Below are 17519 nucleotides of genomic sequence, written 5' to 3' on the forward strand. Positions count from 1 at the left end.
TCCCGCTTCATTTCAACATAAAGCTAACAATGTTTTAATAAAGGCGCTGATTTGGCCGAATTTCGGTCAAATTCTTGATTTTATTCCAATCACTCACTAATTCTTAACAGTGGCCTCAGATTAATTTATTGCTTAAATACCAGTAAAACCTTGTGTTTATAAGGGCTTTTCTTTTATCATTTGCGGTCGAAATTTGACGAAACTTTAGTGAATTCTCGAATGAGCACATAAGTGCCTTTGAGTTAACTTCATGACAAGCCATATGATGGACGATCCTAACGTGATAAAACCAGTAAAAGTTAGGGTTATACATCATAATTATCCGAACCTGGAGAAATGTGGATGAGCAATGTATCTGTAGATGCAACAGAGTCTGCACACAATGATAACCAGCCAGAAAACAACACCCGTCGTCGGTTCTTGACCGTTGCCACGTCGGTAGTTGGTGGTGTAGGTGTTGTTGGAGCGGCAGTGCCTTTTATTGCGTCCTGGAATCCAAGTGCCAAAGCGAAAGCGGCCGGTGCTGACGTTGAAGTAGATATCAGCGGGATTGAACCTGGACAGCTAGTGCGTGTGATGTGGCGAAGCAAGCCTGTATGGATTGTTCGTCGTACTCCTGAAATTCTTGAAGAATTGAGCACTCACGAAGATAAACTGAAAGATCCTAACTCTGAAGCAGAGCAACAACCCACGTTTGCCCAGAACCGTTTCCGTTCTATGAAAGAAGAGTACCTTATCTTAGTCGGTATTTGTACGCATCTAGGTTGCTCACCGCAGCACCTTAAAGATGGCGCTTTCGAAGAGGTGGTTGAAGGGGTTCCAGACGGTTTCTTCTGCCCATGTCACGGTTCTAAGTTTGATATGGCTGGTCGTGTATTCCAAAACGTACCTGCGCCGTTGAACCTTGTTGTTCCGCCTTACCAGTTCGTAGATGACACAAACATCATCCTCGGCTCAGAAGCGGAGGCTGTGTAATATGAATGCTTTTTTAGAGTGGATTGAAGCGCGTATTCCAATTATGCGTGTGGCGAATATGCACGCCATCCAATACCCAGCGCCTAAGAACATGAACTTTTGGTACGTGTTTGGATTCTTGGCTACCATCGTTTTAGTTAACCAAATTATTACTGGAATCTGGTTAACAATGAACTTCGTACCGACTTCTGAAGGTGCGTTCGCGTCTGTTGAATACATCATGCGTGAAATTGATTACGGATGGATTATCCGCTATATGCATAGTACAGGCGCTTCAGCGTTCTTTATTGTGGTATATCTGCATATGTTCCGTGGCATGATTTACGGTTCTTACCAAAAGCCTCGTGAATTGCTTTGGGTGTTTGGTATGTTTATCTACCTTGCACTAATGGCTGAAGCCTTCATGGGTTATGTATTGCCTTGGGGACAAATGTCTTACTGGGGTGCACAGGTAATTGTATCGCTATTTGGTGCAATTCCAGTTGTAGGTCCAGACTTAGTCATCTGGCTACAAGGTGACTATGTAATCTCGGGTGCTACCCTAAACCGATTCTTCGCATTGCACGTTATTGCATTGCCGTTGGTTATTGTTATTTTAGTATTCTTACACATTATTGCGCTACACGAAGTGGGTTCAAACAACCCAGACGGTATTGCGATTAAGCATAAGAAAGGCTCGTTACCTGAGTCAGAAAAGACTAAATTCCAAATCCATGAGTACTACACAAGCAAGTACGATATCGCTGATGACATCTTGCCATTCTTCCCGCACATGGTGCTGAAAGACTTAGTAGCGTTCTGTATTTTCTTAGCCTTGTTCACTTATATCTTGTTCTTCGCACCTGAAATGGGCGGTAAGTTCCTTGAGCATCCTAACTTCGAAATTGCGAACCCGTTGAAAACACCTGAGCATATCTTCCCTGTTTGGTACTTCACGCCGTTCTACGCCATCCTTAAGGCAGTACCTGATAAGCTAATTGGTGTACTTGCTATGTTTGGTGCTATTGCAGCCTTGTTCGCTTTACCATGGATAGATCGCGGTCGTGTTAAATCGTGGCGCTATCGTTGTGGTTTACACACAGTAAACCTTATTGTGTTCGCAATTGTATTCGTTTTCTTAGGTTACTTAGGTGCTACACCTCAAGAAAACTGGAAGATTGTTGCGTCGCAAATCGCGACTGTTATGTACTTTGGTTTCTTCGTGTTGTTGTTCCTATACAGCCGTAACGAGAAAACTAAGCCTGTGCCAGAGAGGATTGCCTAATGAAAAAATTGATGTGCTTTTTAGCATTTTTTCTACCGGGTGTAGCGTTAGCCGCTGGTGGTAGTGTGCATCTTGATAAGGCACCTATCGACCTAACCGATAAGGCCTCGTTGCAACGTGGTGCGCAGTTGTTCATGAACTACTGCTTAGGCTGTCACTCAATGAAGTATCAGCGTTATCAGCGTACGTTTGCCGATTTAGGTATTCCTGACGAGTTAGGTCAAGAAAACCTTCAGTTTACGGGCGAAAAGGTTGCTGACTACATTACTCGTGCAATGCCTGAAGATGCAGCGGCAGGTTGGTTTGGTGCTGCGCCACCAGACTTAACCCTTGTAGCTCGAGTTCGTGGTGAAGATTGGATTTACACTTATCTACGTTCTTTCTACGTAGATGAGAGCCGTCCATTTGGTGTTAACAATAAAGTATTCCCAGAAGTGGGTATGCCGCATGTGCTTCAACCTTTGCAAGGTACACCAACTGAAATGCACGAAGAAGTTATGGTCGACGGCGAAATGGTTGAACAATATGTAGGTATTAAATCTGATGGTACAGGTTCAATGTCTCCAGATGAGTACGACCAAGCTGTTGCCGATATTGTTAACTTCTTAGAGTATACCGGTGAGCCAGCTAAGCTAGATTCACACCGTATTGGTAAATGGGTTCTTATCTTCATTGCCGTACTGTTTGTATTTGTTTACTTGCTGAAGAAAGAATACTGGCGAGAAGTGCACTAATCGCACAGAATTATGTATAATAGCAAAGGGGGCTTCTCGCCCCCTTTTTTAGTATTTGAATTTCGCCCGATTTAGCGGGCATAACTAGTTTCTCGACGGAGGAAATTGAATGGCCGTAGCCGCGAATAAACGTTCTATTATGACGTTGTTCTCTGACACAATTGATATTTACAGCCATCAGGTGCGTATTGTGTTGGCAGAAAAAGGTGTGGGTGTTGAAATAAGCTACACAGATCCTAGCAATCTGTCAGAGGATCTGTTGGAGTTAAACCCTTACGGAACCGTTCCAACTCTTGTTGATCGTGAACTGGTGCTTTATAAATCGCATATCATCATGGAATACCTTGATGAGCGTTTCCCGCATCCACCACTTATGCCAGTTTATCCGGTATCTCGTGGCCAAAGCCGTCTTATGATGCACCGCATCGAGCAAGACTGGTATTCGTTAGCAGCTCGTATCTTCCGTGGTGAAGGGAACGTTGAAGCTGCGCGCAACGATTTACGTGAAGCGTTACTTGCATTAGCACCTGTATTTGGTGAATTACCTTACTTCATGAGCGAAGAATTCAGCTTAGTTGATTGTTATCTTGCTCCGTTATTATGGCGCTTACCTGCTTTAGGTATTGAGCTTAATGGCGCAGGTAGTAAAGAAATTAATGCCTACATGAACCGTATCTTCTCTCGCAGTTCATTTAAAGCATCGCTAACCGATCAAGAGCGCGAGATCCACAATCCACTATGACATCTATGACGTCTAATCAGCCCTACCTTTTAAGGGCCTTTTACGAATGGATAGTGGACAACGATCTCACCCCATACATTGTTGTTGATGCAACGAATGAAATGGTGGAAGTGCCTTTAGAGTTTGTTAAGGACGGGCAAATCGTTTTAAACGTGTCGCCTAGTGCGTGTGTTAACTTTTCGTTGGACTTAACCGGGCTTTCTTTTCAAGCTCGTTTCGGTGGCCAACCTAGAAGATTAAGCATGCCTAGCGAAGCTATTATGGCGATTTATGCGCGCGAAAATGGTGCCGGTACTGTGTTTGCTACCGAAGAGGAGATGGCCAAAACAAGTAAGCCATCTGAACCTCAAACCACTGGGCCAGCATCTATTGAAGACGCAGACGCGTCTGATAATACAGATGCACCCGTTCCCCCTAAAAAGGGAAAGCCTACCTTAAAAGTGATTAAATAAGCATTCTGACTTCCTGCTGCCTAGGCAGGAAGTCAGCTTATTATTTTGTTCTATCTTCTTATCATATCTACCTCGTTATACTTCTTACGTTCATTGCGTCCGGATTCTTTACTAATTAAATAAAATTACGTGAACTAAACCGATAGCCCTTGGTGTTTGAAGCTACTTTTCTGTTACTTTGCCTATGTGTACGATGCTTATTTAACATTTGTGAGAGAAGCTATGCAAAACGCCCCAATTAAAGCGCTTATTGAGTTCAATGATGTCGAGAAACTGGATATTCGTGTAGGCACCATTACTCAAGTTGCTGACGTAGAAAAGTCTAAAAAGCTGATGAAGCTCACAGTCGATTTTGGTGATCATCAACGTTCTATTCTTGCGGGTATTAAAAAAGAACGTGAAAACCCCTTCGAGATTCAGGGCAAGCAAGCGCTGTTTGTCGTTAATTTACCTGAGCAAAAAATGGCGGGTGAAGTGTCTCAGGGCATGTTGTTTGATATTGGCTTTGCCGATAAATTAACGCCTTGTTTGGCCATGCCTGAAACACCAATGCCTAATGGCACCAGAGCGGGCTGACAGCGGTATAAAGCAGTTTGAGTGTCGATAGTTTATATCCATCCACAATAGTGCCCCAACTAACAAGTTAGAAAAGTTTTTGAACTTCATATTTATATGTTCATCTCATTAGGCGTTAGATAAACTATAGCACTCATATGACGTATTTTATGACAGGTATGCTGGGTAATTAATTGCCTATTTGTCTCGTTTTCGATTTATATAAATTTATTGTCCAACTGGTTTGATTGGTATGTCTAAAAAAGAAATTAAAATGCTCATCGAAAATAGCCTTACCGAAGACGGCCTATTTGAAACTGGTGTTAAAGGTGTGCAGCTATTTAGAGTGACCGAAGGGGTTCGTTGTGCGCCTGCGGTATATGAGCCCACAGTAGTGGCGATTGTCAGTGGTACCAAAGAGGCGATAGTAGACGGCAAGTCTTATGTTTATGGCACAGACCAATACATGTGCTGCAGTATTTCTATGCCTGTAGAGGCGGGTACGCCTAGTGCGTCGCCTGACAATCCTCTGCTTGGTGTGTTCATTTCCCTTGATACTCGCGTGATGACAGAACTTACCATGGATGTAGAGCGCGCTGGCGGTATACAGCGAAAAGCTAGGGGAGCAGTACTTCCGCCTAGTATTACGCTGTCTGATTGGGATAGTGAATTTGCTGAAGCACTACTGCGATTATTGCAGTTAAGCCAAAATGGAGCAGATACCGTTGTACTTGGCGAAAGTCGCCTTCGCGAAGTCTATTACGCCATATTGAAAGGTGGCGCCGGCGAATCTGCAAGGCGAGCGTTTGGGGTAGGCAATGAGATTGCTCGTGCAATCGACTACCTATCAACCCGTTTAAGTGAAACGGTCACCATAGAGGATATGGCATCACAAGTGGGTATGAGTCGGGCGGTATTTCATCGTAAGTTCAAACAAGCAACGAGCATGTCGCCAATTCAATTTATAAAGTCTATGCGGCTAAATACGGCTGCAATGAAGATTGTTAGCGGTATGAATGTGAATGAAGCCGCTATGGATGTGGGTTACGTAAGCTCATCCCAGTTTAGCCGAGAGTTTAAACGGTTGTATGGGCAGTCACCTAAGCAATGGAGCCACGATAGGCAGATACCTGCAGGATTGCTGTAATATTAAACTAAAGGTGTAAGCCGATTGTATTGCATTGTCCCAAATATACTGGGAAGGTAAAAAAGTGCATTACACCTTGTAAAGTCAAACGCGAAATCTATGACTAACCACAATATTGTAAAAGAAATTTCGTTCTTCAAGCACAACAACTATTTGTCAGAAAATAAAAATAATAGGCAGTGCAGTAGTGGAACAATTACTTTTAAAGAACCGAGAAAAATTACAAGCGGCAATTCCTCTCATCAACAGCTACAACGATAGGTTTGATGACTTAAACCATTGGTGGGGTAAAATTTCGCTTATAGGTAAAATCAATAGCCATAATGTGTCTGATAGCATTTTAGAAGAAATGCTTAGCACAAAACAGAAATTCTCTGAATTACAGGGACGGCTGATTCAGAACCTGATGAAAGAGCATTTGTTAAAGCGTTTGGCTGATGATCATAACAAATCTCAAGTGGCCATCGATATTCTGATCAGAAATTTGTTTGAACGTACTGCCGATGTGGGCTTTTTGGCTACTGATGATGATATCCGAGCATTCTTGCTCGATAACGAAAGAAAGCCCGAAGACACTAAAAAAATTCATCACCGCTTAGAAGAGTACGTAAAAAAATATAGCGTATATGATGAGATTATTCTTCTGGATACGCAGGGGCGGGTAAAGGCCAATTTGGATATTGATAGCCCAATTGAATTTAGCGAAGATCCGCTAGTTTCAAAAACGTTATCATCGAAAGACGACTATATAGAAACCTTTCGCTATTCAGATTTGCAGCCTCACAAGCGCAATTCTTTGATTTATTCCTGTGTAATAAAAGATAGTAACGACACGGGTGCGAGAACAGTAGGAATTCTTTGTTTGTGCTTTAAGTTTGACGACGAAATGCAGTCAATTTTTAGCAATTTGCAATCTGAACGTGCCGCTAGCAGCATCATGATTGTGTCTGAAAACAGAGAAGTCATGGCGACCAGCCATTCACAGAAATTCAAAGTTGGGGAAACAATACCTAAGTGTGGATCTCCTGACTTAGTCACTATAAAACACAAAAGCTTTATAGCTACCACCTCCGAAACTAAGGGATACCAGGGGTTCAAAGGTTTATCATGGCAAGGCGTTGCCATGACGCCATTAAATGATGCCTTTAAGCATTCAAATGAAAAAGGGCAGCTTCAAACTGACGCTTGTCAGTTACTCAATTCTCAACTCTTTTCTGATGATTTAAAGCAAATATTTAAAACATCCATGTTAATTAATGACGATCTGAGTTTAGTCGTCTTGAATGGCATTATTGCTGCGGCACGTAAGAATGCTGTTGAATTCATGCCTGTATTATCTGAGATAAGATTAACCGGCGAGAGCATAGCGTTAATTTTTTCTGATTCTATCGATAACCTACAATCTACTGTGTTGAGCGCACGGCTTGCTGACGTGAGGTTTTGCGCTAGCTTAGCGGTAGACATTATGGACAGAAATCTATACGAAAGAGCGAACGATTGTCGTTGGTGGGCGCTTACCACAGTATTCCGTCAGTATTTGCAACTTCCAACTATTGTGCCTGATGCTCAACAAGAAATTGCAAATATTCTTCGATACATTAATGACCTATACACTGTCTATGCCAATTTATATGTTTATGACAAAAATGGCATTATTATCGCGGTATCCAACAACAAACATACATCGGTTGTGGGAGAAAAAGTTGATACTCATAGTGGTGCTTTCGATGCGTTAAAGTGTGCTGATTCACAAAAATATTCGGTGTCGAAATTTGTTCCTAGCGCGCAGTATGATGATAAGTACACCTACATCTACAACGCGTCAATCACTAGTGTAGAACGAAATAATGTGGTTGGCGGTATAGGAATTGTGTTTGACAGTGAGCCACAATTCACTGAAATGTTAAACGACTCGCTACCTAAAGATGAAAGCGGGTATACTGTAACGGGTTGTTTTGGCATGTTTTGTCAGCGTGATGGGATGATTATTTCTGCTACAGAAGGTAGCCCTCAGCAGGTGGGAGAGGTTATCGAGATAGACGACACACTTTTAGGCTTAAAAACTGGCGAAAAAGACTCTCGAATTACAAATTACCAAGGTAAGAAATACGCAATAGGTGTTGCCGTGTCTAAAGGGTATAGAGAGTATAAAACAACCGGTGATTATCAAAATGATGTGGTGGCATTCATCATGATGCCAAGCTAAATAGCTTTAGAACAACTCGTAGGCGATTGTCACGGTATTACATTAAAAACAGGGTCGCAGTACCTAAAAATGCAAATATACCCACCACGTCAGTGATGGTTGTGAGTATTACGCTTCCTGCTAGTGCAGGGTCTATTTTCAAACGTTTCATGATGAGCGGCAAAGTAGCGCCTGCTAGCGCTGCGGCTATCATGTTAACCAACATGGCGAAGGCGATAATGATGCCTAGCATGTAGTCTTGTTTCCAAAGCGCTATTACCGAAGCAATTAATATTGCCCAAATGGCCCCATTTAAGAAGCCAATAGATATTTCTTTGCTTATTAACCATCGGGAGTTGCTGGCGTTTACGTGACCCAGTGCCATACCACGAATAACAAGCGTAAGGGTTTGGTTACCCGCTACGCCGCCCATACTTGGTACTATGGTGTTCAGTATGGCGAGTACGGCTAATTGGCTCAGTGTGGCCTCAAACAAGTCGCTTACCATGGCTGCCATTAGCGCGGTAACCAGGTTTACTGCCAACCATACAGAGCGTCGTTTGGTACTTTGAAGCACAGGGGCAAAAGTGTCTTCGTCATCATCTAAACCCGCCATACTCATCATAGAGTGCTCGGCATCTTCACGAATAATATCTACCACATCATCTATGGTGATACGCCCTACTAGGCGGTTTTTCTCGTCAACGACAGGGGCTGATAGCCAGTTATAGCGTTCGAATAAGCTCGCCACTTCATCATCTGGCATATGCACAGGAATCGCTTCAGATTCTTCATCCATGACATCTGATACTTTGGCTTCAGTCTCAGCGGTGAGTAATCGCGTTACCGGTACGATACCGACTAAATTATCAGTACGGTTTACTACATAAAAGGTATCGGTGTTTTTAGGTAATTCGCCTTTAAGGCGAATATAACGAAGTACTACATCAATGGTCACATCAGGGCGAAGGGTTATCGTGTCGGTGTTCATGATGAAGCCGGCTGTCTCTTCACCGTAAGACAATGCTTGCTCTGCACGAAGTCTGTCTTGTGCATCCATTGATTCTAGAATGTCTTGCAGCACTGGTTCTGGAAGGCTGCTAAGGGTAACCGCTAAGTCATCGGTATCCATTTCTTCTAACGCGTCTACGACGTTTGCAGGCAGCATTTTGGTGATGATACCGTTACGTACGTCGTCAGAGAGTTCTTCTAGAATATCACCGTGGAAATCACCATCAATAAGCTCCCACAGTTCATCTCGGGTGCGGCTTGGGCTAGATTCGAGAATATGTGCAACATCAGAAGGGGGTAATTCCAGCAGAAGCTTACGTACAGAAACAAATTGGCCGTTATTTAACGCGCCATTAAGTGCCCGAAGTTGGCTTTGTACGTATTTTGAGACCAGTGCTTCTGCCACTGCTTTCGCCTAAAAATGGAATTTTCTATAACGGTAGGATATCGCAATTGCCATGACGCTGTCATGACAAAAGCGCAGTAACGACAGACAATTACGGGCTATGTGGTGAAATTATAGGCGGCTTTATACCGAAAATCGTAACACAGGCGAGTGCAGCATTACTCGTCTTCGTTGAAACGGCCTTCAATTAACGTTTCAATGGCGTTTAATGCTGCTTCGGCATCATTACCTTCAACCACAACGTTCACCTGTTCACCTTGGTGGCTTTCCAGCATCATTAAGCCCAGCACACTGTTAGCATCGGCTTTCTTATCGCCTTTCACCAACACTATTTTTGCATCAAATTGATTGGCTAACTGAACCAACTGTGTGGCAGCGCGGGCGTGTAAGCCCAATTTATTGACTATGGTAAGTGTTTTTTCGATGGTCATTACTGATTTAACTCGCGGTGGCGAATTTGTACATCGGGATGCATTTCGCCAAAGGTTTTCGCTAACGATTGAGCAATAAATACTGAGCGGTGCTGACCGCCGGTACAACCAATCGCAATGGTGACATAACTACGGTTATTGCGTTCTAAGTGAGGTAACCATGTGGTTATCAAGTTCTGAATTTGCCAAATGAATTTGGTTACAACAGGCTGGGAACCTAAAAATACTTCTACGGGGGCATCTAAGCCAGTTAAGTGTTTTAAATCGGGCTCCCAATGTGGGTTGGGGAGAAAGCGGGCGTCAAATACATAGTCGGCGTCTTTGGGGATGCCGTGTTTAAAGCCAAACGATTCAAAGACCAATACTAGCCGAGAGCTTTTCTTACCTAGAATTCGCTCGCGAATAAGCTCTGCGAGTTGATGAATTGTGAGCTTATCCGTATCAATATACAAATCGGCGCGCTCAACAATAGGCGCAAGTAAGTCTGATTCGGCTTTTATCGATTCAGATAAAGATTTGTTGAGCTTAGCTAGCGGATGCAATCGGCGGGTTTCGCTGAAACGTTTCACCAACACATCGTCGCTGGCGTCAATATACACAATGGTCATAGACCAAGACGAGGGTAGGTAATCTAAAATCTCTACCAAGTCCGCTGGATTTTTTGGCAGATTCCTTACATCGATACTTACCGCGACTTGGTCATATTCATCAACCACGGTATGAGTAAGGGTAGGGAGAAGGTTAACCGGAATATTATCTACGCAATAGTAGCCTAAATCTTCAAGGGCACGTAGTGCAACTGATTTTCCCGAACCGGATCGACCACTGATAATAATCAGTTTCACCTGCATTTCTCCCTTTTAAAATATGGTGCTGTGCTTTATTAGCTTAAAGCCGTAATAATGTCGTCACTGGTGGAGGCCCGCCTAATGGCTTTCACCGTTTCTTTATCACTTAGTTTTCCCGCAACGGTAGCAAGTGTTTGTAAGTGACCTTCTGTTTTCTCTTCAGGCACTAACAGGGCAAAGAATATATCTACGGGCTGATCGTCAAGCGCATCAAAATCGATGGCAGGGTTGCTGGTTACAATAATGGCGATAACGTGTTCTAAGCCCGGTAATCGACCGTGAGGCAATGCAATACCATTGCCAATACCCGTACTTCCCATTCGTTCACGGGCGAGTAGGCTATTTAACACTGTGGCCTGATCGATGTCGGGATTATTTTTAGCAGCAATGTCGCTAATAATCTCTAGAATACGTTTTTTACTGTTACATTGAACCGCACACTCGGTGCGGTCCAAACTTACTATGGCTTGAATTTCCATACTAATATTTAGTGCTTTTTCAGCTTTTCCTTATGCTTGATAACTTGCCTGTCGAGCTTGTCGATCATGCTGTCTATCGCCGCATACATGTCGGTGTTATGTGATGAAGCAAACACTTCTGCTCCGCTGAGGTGCATGGTGGCTTCGGCTTTTTGATTAAGTTTTTCGACGTTCAGGATGACATGCACATTAGATATGTGATCAAAGTGACGCTCTAGTTTGCTGAACTTAGTATCGACATAGCTACGCAAAGAATCAGTAATTTCGACATGATGACCGGTAAGGTTGATTTGCATATTTCGTCTTCCTTAAATTATCAAGGCCTTTAAATAAGGCTTTTGCGTTGGTTTGACGGCGGAATCGATAATGATTCCCGGTATTTTGCTATTGTCCGCCGGGCAACTTTGATGCCTTGTTCGGCCAACAATTGAGCAATCTTGCTATCGCTTAATGGCTTGCTGGGCGTTTCCGCAGCCACAAGCTTTTTAATTAGTGCGCGAATAGCGGTAGATGAACACTCACCACCAGATTCCGTTGCTACGTGACTAGAGAAGAAATATTTCAACTCAAATATGCCACGTGGGGTATGCATATATTTTTGCGTGGTGACACGTGAGATGGTGGATTCATGCATATCTACCATTTCTGCGACATCATTTAGCACCATTGGTTTCATCATTTCTGGGCCGTGCTCGAAAAAGCCCATTTGTTGCTGCACAATACAGTTTGCTACTTTCATCAAGGTGTCGTTCCTTGATTCAAGGCTTTTTATAAACCATTTGGCTTCTTGCATATGTGAGCGAATAAATTGCGAATCGCTGCTGTTTTTAGAGCGTCTGCTCATAGCGGCATATTGCTGATTTACGCTTAACTTTGGCAAGCTATCGGGGTTAAGTTCTACCACCCAGCGGCCATTCTTCTTGTTTACCGAAACATCAGGAATAACGTATTCCGGTTCTTTGGTAATTAATGCACTACCTGGACGAGGATTCAACGTTTGCAGTAAGCGCATGGCTTCGCGAAGTTGATCTTCTTTCAAACGGCTCTTGCGCATTAACGTACGGTAGTCTTTGCTGCTAAGTAGGTCCGAGTACTCATTGATAAGTTGTCTTGCTTCTGCAAGCCATGGCGTATCGTCTGAGAACTGGCGAAGCTGTACAAGCAAACATTCTTGCGGTGTACGCGAACCTGAACCGATAGGGTCGAACATTTGAATACGTTTGAGTACACATTCAACTTCGTCCATTTCCACCAATTCTTCTACGTCGTCAGAATTCACTGATTCTAAAATCTGTTCGATGGGGACGTTCAGGTAACCAGATTCATCGATTGAGTCGATAATGGCGGTAGCAATGGCGCGGTCGGTATCCGAAAACGGGGTTAACCGCATTTGCCATAGCAAGTGGTCTTGAATATTGTCGGTGGTTTCACCCTGAAACAGTTGGTCGTCATCATTATTTGATGGACCAGGGGCGGGAGCAGAAGAGGCCGAGTAATACTCATCCCACGTACTGTCGATTGGCAGTTCATCGGGAAGGTCGTTCTTTTCAAGCGCGTCACCTGCTTCTAACGAATCGCTAGATGCAGTAGGAGCAGCTTCTACAGAAGGGTCGTCGCCGTCCATGTTGTTTTTCTCAACAGGATGGTCATCGCCGCCTTCTTCAACTTCCAAAAGTGGGTTTGAGTCTAGTGCTTCCTGAATCTCTTGTTGCAGGTCGAGCGTAGACAACTGCAGCAGCTTGATTGCCTGCTGCAACTGCGGTGTCATGGTAAGTTGTTGACTGAACTTTAGCTGTAAAGATGGTTTCATCTACGTCTTATTTTTAAACTCTTGTTGTGAATATACCCGTGCTTAAAACTGAAAATGACAATTCGGTTACAGTAACTATAGCCTGAATTGTTCTCCTAGGTATACATCCCTTACTTTCTGATTACTTAAAACTTGTTCTGCTGTCCCTTGCGCGATGAGTTCGCCTTGGCTCACAATATACGCTTTCTCACACACATCCAGTGTTTCTCTTACGTTGTGATCGGTGATGAGGATTCCAATTCCTCTGTCACGAAGATGTTGAATGATCTTCTTTATATCATTAACCGATATAGGATCAACACCAGCAAATGGCTCATCAAGCAAAATAAATTGCGGATCAGCGGCTAATGCTCGCGCGATTTCTACCCGGCGACGTTCACCACCGGATAAACTCATACCCGTACTATTACGTATATGGTTGATATTAAATTCATCAAGTAGCGCATCGGCTTCTTGTTCTTGTTCCGCTGAACTCAACCCTTTACGGGTCTGTAAGATAGCCATGATGTTCTCAAACACCGTCAATTTTCTAAAAATTGAGGCCTCTTGCGGTAAATACCCAATTCCGCGTCGTGCACGCTCGTGCATGGGCTCATGGGTTAATTCGCTGTCATCAATACTGATTTTGCCCTTATCAAGGGGTACTAAGCCTACAATCATGTAAAAAGTTGTGGTTTTACCGGCACCATTGGGGCCGAGTAATCCAACGATTTGCCCAGTCGAAACTGATAAGCTTACATCGCGAACCACTTGACGGGCTTTATACGCCTTTGCAAGACTCTGTGCGCTCAACGTTGCCATGATTAGTTGCCGTCCGCCTTATCGCCTTCGTTATTCGATGACGCTTTACGTATTGCCTCAGGCGTAAATACCGTAGTTACTCTACCACCTTCACCGTCTTCGCCGCCTGTTGCAAGCAATTGTTCCGTGACCATGTCGAAAGTAATCTTGTCGCCTTGTACTTTGCTGGTATCTTGCTGTAGCTCTGCATTCCCTTGTAAAGAAATAGTTCGATTTACCACTTCATAGCGTATTTCGTTGGCTTTGGCGGTAACGGGGGCGCCATCTTCTAATTTTTGCGAGTAGCTGGCAGGTTTGCCGCGAGCAACAAATATCTCTCGTCCATCTCCTTCGCTGGCAATAACCTCAACTTCATCGGCATTTATCACCAAAGAACCTTGGGTAATTCGTACATCATCTTTAAACAATGAAGTTTTGTTTTTACCGTCAACAAATTGCGATTTAGAGTCAACTTTAATCGGTTTGTTGAAGTCGCTTTCAGCCGCTAAAGCCACAGTAGAGAAAAGGCTAACAGCGAGGCTGGTCGCTAATGCTTTAGTGGCTAGGCGAATAAATGGTTTGTACATGGTCTATTAACTCGTATTCCTGGGTACGCAAGTTGGCGTTAAACCCATTGCTGTTAATCACATATTGTAAGCCACGTATTTCCACGGGCTGATCAGATGTCATTTGCTTAGTGTACAGGTTTATCTCTATAAACGCTGTACGTATTGTCCTTACAAAGTCATCGACACTTTGGTTTTCAATAACGACATTATTTTCTAGCTGTATCAATTCGTTATTGTACAAAGTACCTTCTGTTGCGGTGACTTCCCACGGTGACTGTGCGTCGTCGGTATATAATGTATATCTGGGCTTTTGGAATAAAACAAAGCCCAATTGGTCGTAATGTTCCATCGATGCCGCAAATACTTTGTGATTTAATTGGCCGTCTTGATTATATAAGGTGGTCGTTAAGTTTTTTGCTTTGTACGCGGGCTTTAATGCATCCAATCCTTGGTCAGTTTGCTGGGTAGGATCTTCTTCCATCCAAATCGGAATATACATGGCGGATGCCAATATAAATAACACCGAAATACTTAAGCCTAACCGGTCAAAGCCTAATACCTTCATACGCTAGCACCTTGAATACCGTGAAGCTTATCGTTTGCTTGAAGCAGGGTGTCACATATTTCGCGTACTGCACCAAAGCCGCCTGGCAAAGTAGTGATCCAATTTGCTTGTTGTGCAACCGTAGGATGTGCGTCTTTTACTGCAATTTTTACGCTTGCGTGGGGGTACATGCCCGTATCTGGCATATCGTCACCTACCACCGCCACGTGCTCGGGTTTAAGTGATAAGCGAGCCATCAGTTCAGCAAGTGCGTCAGATTTATTTTCTTCACCCTGTACGATGTGCGCAACATTCAGCGCTTCCATTCTATTTTCGACAATGGCAGAGCGCCTGCCAGTAATGACTGCTACCTCTACCCCAGAATTCACAAGGGCTTTAACGCCGTAGCCATCGCGGGTATGAAATGCTTTTAATTCTTCGCCAGCATTACCGAGGTAAATACGGCCATCTGAAAACACGCCATCTACATCACACACTAATAAGCGAACGTGCTTCAGCGATAAATACAAAGCCTCTGACATAGCGGTATAGAGTGTATTTACGGTTGATTGGGTGTCTCTCATTATAAAACTCCCGCTTTAAGTAGCATATGCATGTTGAACGCGCCCACGGGCTTGCGGGTTTCATCCGTTACCATAAGCGCGCTTATCTTATGAGTTTCCATTAAGTTTAGCGCTTCGACGGCGAGCTGCTCTGGCATGGTTGTTTTGCCGCCCTTGGTCATAACCTGTGTAACCGTAGCGGTATGCAAGTCTATACGTGCATCTAAAATACGGCGTAAATCACCATCGGTGAAAATTCCAATCAATATGCCGTGGCTATCGATAACCCCTGTCATACCCAAGCCTTTCTTGGAGATTTCTAATAGTGCTTCTGCAACGAGGGCGTTTTCGTCTACCAAGGGTAATTCGCTGCCCGTTAGCATGATGTCACTCACTTTAAGCAGTAATTTTCTGCCTAAGCTGCCACCTGGGTGAGAAAGCGCAAAGTCGTCGGAGGTGAAACCTTTGCGATCAAGTAGCGCTACGGCAAGGGCGTCACCCATTACCAAGGTGGCGGTAGTGCTAGAGGTAGGTGCTAAGCCTAAAGAGCAGGCTTCTTTTTCAACACTGATATTCAATACCACGTCTGCGTGTTGGCCTAATGAACTGGTTACGCTGTTCGTCATCGCAATAACAGGCACGCTCAAACGCTTTACGATAGGCAGTAAATTAACCAGCTCTGCGGTTTCACCAGAGTTGGAAATAGCGAGTAGCACATCACCTTTACTCAGCATGCCTAAGTCGCCATGGTTGGCTTCGCCAGGGTGCATGAAAAACGATGGTGTTCCGGTACTGGCAAGCGTTGCAGCAATCTTATGCCCGATATGCCCAGATTTACCCATGCCGCACACCACCACCTTGCCCGCGCAATTTTGCAACAAGGTGCATGCAGTAACAAAGTCTTCGTCCATGCGAGATGAAAGCGCTGATATTGCCTGCGCTTCTATTTCTATGACACGCTTTGCTGAAGTGATGAAGCTATTTTCTTGTGACATTACGCAAAAAGCCAAAATTGATAACCAATAAAGCAAGCAATCAATAAGCCGCCATTTCTTCGGCTTATTCGTCGATTACCCATTAAGGTGAAACTAAACAGGAACAGTAATAGGGTTAACCCGAGCACAACGAACATATCGCGGTTATAAACATCAGGGTCTAATGCGCCAGGGGCTATTAAGCCAGGCATGCCTAATACGGCAAGTAAATTGAAAATATTGGAACCAATAATATTCCCCAAGGCCAAGTCGTCTTCGCCTTTAAGCACACCAGCAATACTGGCAGCCAGTTCGGGCAAGCTTGTGCCTAAAGCAATGATGGTTAGGCCGATAACTAAATCTGACATACCTAGGTATTTGGCTATTTCTACTGCTGAACCCACTAAGAAGTGTGCACTTAACGGTAACAGTATTAGGCCAACTACAATCCAGAAAAGAGCAGAGGAGGTGGGTACATCGTTGGGGATTTCATCTGTGGTCTCGCTCACTAACGGGTCTTCTTTATCTACTTTCATAGACAACCAACCCATTAAGCCTAAAACAATCACGAAGAGGCTAATAAGGATGATGCCTTCCAGATGAGTAAGCTCGCCATCGAAAAGAAAAGCAACAGCAATGATGGTAATAAAAAGCAGGGCAGGGAGTTCACGCTTTAACGTAGAGGAGGCAACAAGGAGTGGTTTAACTAGCGCAGTAATACCAAGCACAAGGGCAATATTAGTAATATTCGAGCCTAACGCATTACCTACAGCGGTATTCATATTACCGTTAATAGACGCCGCGGCTGATACCACGATTTCAGGCGCAGACGACCCCATTGCGACAATGGTTAAGCCTATCATCATGGGCGCCATACCAATATTCTTGGCAAACGCTGATGCACCGTAAACAAAACGGTCTGCACTCCAGCTAAGTACAATCAGTCCAACTAAAAAAATGACTACGTTTAAAAACACAACAACCAGCATAGTTAGGAATTTCACAAGATTGTCGCAAAAACAATGCCATTTGCCTATGGGAACTATCGCT

The 17519-nt window shown here is 43.9% G+C and carries 20 protein-coding genes; 8 read left to right on the plus strand and 12 right to left on the minus strand.

Annotated features, from left to right (window positions below; translation table 11 throughout):
- The first annotated feature begins 342 nt into the window (after positions 1-342).
- From petA to FLAVO9R_RS03530, 8 genes are all read left to right on the plus strand, one after another.
- Positions 343-975: a ubiquinol-cytochrome c reductase iron-sulfur subunit gene (gene petA, locus FLAVO9R_RS03495; RefSeq protein ID WP_013785371.1), complete on the plus strand. Its 633-nt coding sequence runs from the start codon at positions 343-345 to the stop codon at positions 973-975.
- A gap of 1 nt (position 976) precedes the next feature.
- Entirely contained in the window at positions 977-2239 is a 1263-nt protein-coding gene (locus tag FLAVO9R_RS03500; protein ID WP_013785370.1) for a cytochrome b, read from the plus strand.
- A complete protein-coding gene (locus FLAVO9R_RS03505; RefSeq protein ID WP_126872493.1) occupies positions 2239-2973 on the plus strand; it encodes a cytochrome c1 in 735 nt (244 codons plus the stop codon). Before FLAVO9R_RS03500 ends, FLAVO9R_RS03505 begins: the two co-directional genes overlap by 1 nt.
- Positions 2974-3082: 109 nt before the next feature.
- Positions 3083-3715 (plus strand): stringent starvation protein SspA, encoded by a 633-nt coding sequence (gene sspA / locus FLAVO9R_RS03510; protein WP_013785368.1) that lies wholly within the window; start codon positions 3083-3085, stop codon positions 3713-3715.
- The gene (locus FLAVO9R_RS03515) at positions 3712-4167 is read left to right on the plus strand and encodes a ClpXP protease specificity-enhancing factor (RefSeq protein WP_159528810.1); all 456 of its coding nucleotides are present in this window, start codon (positions 3712-3714) and stop codon (positions 4165-4167) included. The genes sspA and FLAVO9R_RS03515 overlap by 4 nt, the downstream gene beginning before the upstream one ends.
- A 222-nt stretch (positions 4168-4389) precedes the next feature.
- A complete protein-coding gene (locus FLAVO9R_RS03520; protein ID WP_159528812.1) occupies positions 4390-4743 on the plus strand; it encodes a tRNA-binding protein in 354 nt (117 codons plus the stop codon).
- Positions 4744-4975: 232 nt separating this feature from the next.
- On the plus strand, positions 4976-5869 hold the full coding sequence (locus FLAVO9R_RS03525) for an AraC family transcriptional regulator (protein ID WP_159528814.1): 894 nt from the start codon (positions 4976-4978) through the stop codon (positions 5867-5869).
- Between the two features lie 187 nt (positions 5870-6056).
- Complete coding sequence (locus tag FLAVO9R_RS03530) at positions 6057-8075, plus strand: cache domain-containing protein (RefSeq protein ID WP_159528816.1); 2019 nt, start codon at positions 6057-6059, stop codon at positions 8073-8075.
- Positions 8076-8112: 37 nt separating this feature from the next.
- On the opposite strand, the gene mgtE is transcribed toward FLAVO9R_RS03530, so the two are convergent.
- The 12 genes from mgtE to FLAVO9R_RS03590 all read right to left on the minus strand — a co-directional run bounded on the left by mgtE (position 8113) and on the right by FLAVO9R_RS03590 (position 17446).
- Positions 8113-9471 (minus strand): magnesium transporter, encoded by a 1359-nt coding sequence (gene mgtE / locus FLAVO9R_RS03535; protein ID WP_159528817.1) that lies wholly within the window; start codon positions 9469-9471, stop codon positions 8113-8115.
- 158 nt (positions 9472-9629) lie between these two features.
- Positions 9630-9902 (minus strand): HPr family phosphocarrier protein, encoded by a 273-nt coding sequence (locus FLAVO9R_RS03540; RefSeq protein WP_013785364.1) that lies wholly within the window; start codon positions 9900-9902, stop codon positions 9630-9632.
- Positions 9902-10747, minus strand: a complete 846-nt coding sequence (gene rapZ, locus FLAVO9R_RS03545; RefSeq protein ID WP_041453031.1) for an RNase adapter RapZ — start codon at positions 10745-10747, stop codon at positions 9902-9904. Before rapZ ends, FLAVO9R_RS03540 begins: the two co-directional genes overlap by 1 nt.
- Before the next feature lie 38 nt (positions 10748-10785).
- On the minus strand, positions 10786-11229 hold the full coding sequence (gene ptsN, locus FLAVO9R_RS03550) for a PTS IIA-like nitrogen regulatory protein PtsN (RefSeq protein WP_159528819.1): 444 nt from the start codon (positions 11227-11229) through the stop codon (positions 10786-10788).
- An 8-nt stretch (positions 11230-11237) separates the two neighbouring features.
- Positions 11238-11525 (minus strand): ribosome hibernation promoting factor, encoded by a 288-nt coding sequence (gene hpf, locus FLAVO9R_RS03555; protein ID WP_013785361.1) that lies wholly within the window; start codon positions 11523-11525, stop codon positions 11238-11240.
- Positions 11526-11554: 29 nt separating this feature from the next.
- On the minus strand, positions 11555-13039 hold the full coding sequence (locus tag FLAVO9R_RS03560; RefSeq protein ID WP_159528821.1) for an RNA polymerase factor sigma-54: 1485 nt from the start codon (positions 13037-13039) through the stop codon (positions 11555-11557).
- Positions 13040-13114: 75 nt separating this feature from the next.
- On the minus strand, positions 13115-13840 hold the full coding sequence (gene lptB, locus FLAVO9R_RS03565) for an LPS export ABC transporter ATP-binding protein (RefSeq protein ID WP_057793757.1): 726 nt from the start codon (positions 13838-13840) through the stop codon (positions 13115-13117).
- 2 nt (positions 13841-13842) lie between these two features.
- Positions 13843-14406: a lipopolysaccharide transport periplasmic protein LptA gene (gene lptA / locus FLAVO9R_RS03570; RefSeq protein ID WP_159528823.1), complete on the minus strand. Its 564-nt coding sequence runs from the start codon at positions 14404-14406 to the stop codon at positions 13843-13845.
- Entirely contained in the window at positions 14375-14953 is a 579-nt protein-coding gene (lptC, locus tag FLAVO9R_RS03575) for an LPS export ABC transporter periplasmic protein LptC (protein ID WP_159528825.1), read from the minus strand. The genes lptA and lptC overlap by 32 nt, the downstream gene beginning before the upstream one ends.
- Positions 14950-15516: a 3-deoxy-manno-octulosonate-8-phosphatase KdsC gene (kdsC, locus tag FLAVO9R_RS03580; RefSeq protein WP_159528827.1), complete on the minus strand. Its 567-nt coding sequence runs from the start codon at positions 15514-15516 to the stop codon at positions 14950-14952. The genes lptC and kdsC overlap by 4 nt, the downstream gene beginning before the upstream one ends.
- On the minus strand, positions 15516-16490 hold the full coding sequence (locus FLAVO9R_RS03585; protein ID WP_159528829.1) for a KpsF/GutQ family sugar-phosphate isomerase: 975 nt from the start codon (positions 16488-16490) through the stop codon (positions 15516-15518). The genes kdsC and FLAVO9R_RS03585 overlap by 1 nt, the downstream gene beginning before the upstream one ends.
- The gene (locus FLAVO9R_RS03590) at positions 16490-17446 is read right to left on the minus strand and encodes a calcium/sodium antiporter (protein ID WP_159534365.1); all 957 of its coding nucleotides are present in this window, start codon (positions 17444-17446) and stop codon (positions 16490-16492) included. The genes FLAVO9R_RS03585 and FLAVO9R_RS03590 overlap by 1 nt, the downstream gene beginning before the upstream one ends.
- Between the last annotated feature and the right edge of the window lie 73 nt (positions 17447-17519).

It is taken from the genome of Alteromonas sp. 38 (assembly GCF_902506055.1).
In the GTDB taxonomy this organism is placed as follows: domain Bacteria; phylum Pseudomonadota; class Gammaproteobacteria; order Enterobacterales; family Alteromonadaceae; genus Alteromonas; species Alteromonas lipotrueae.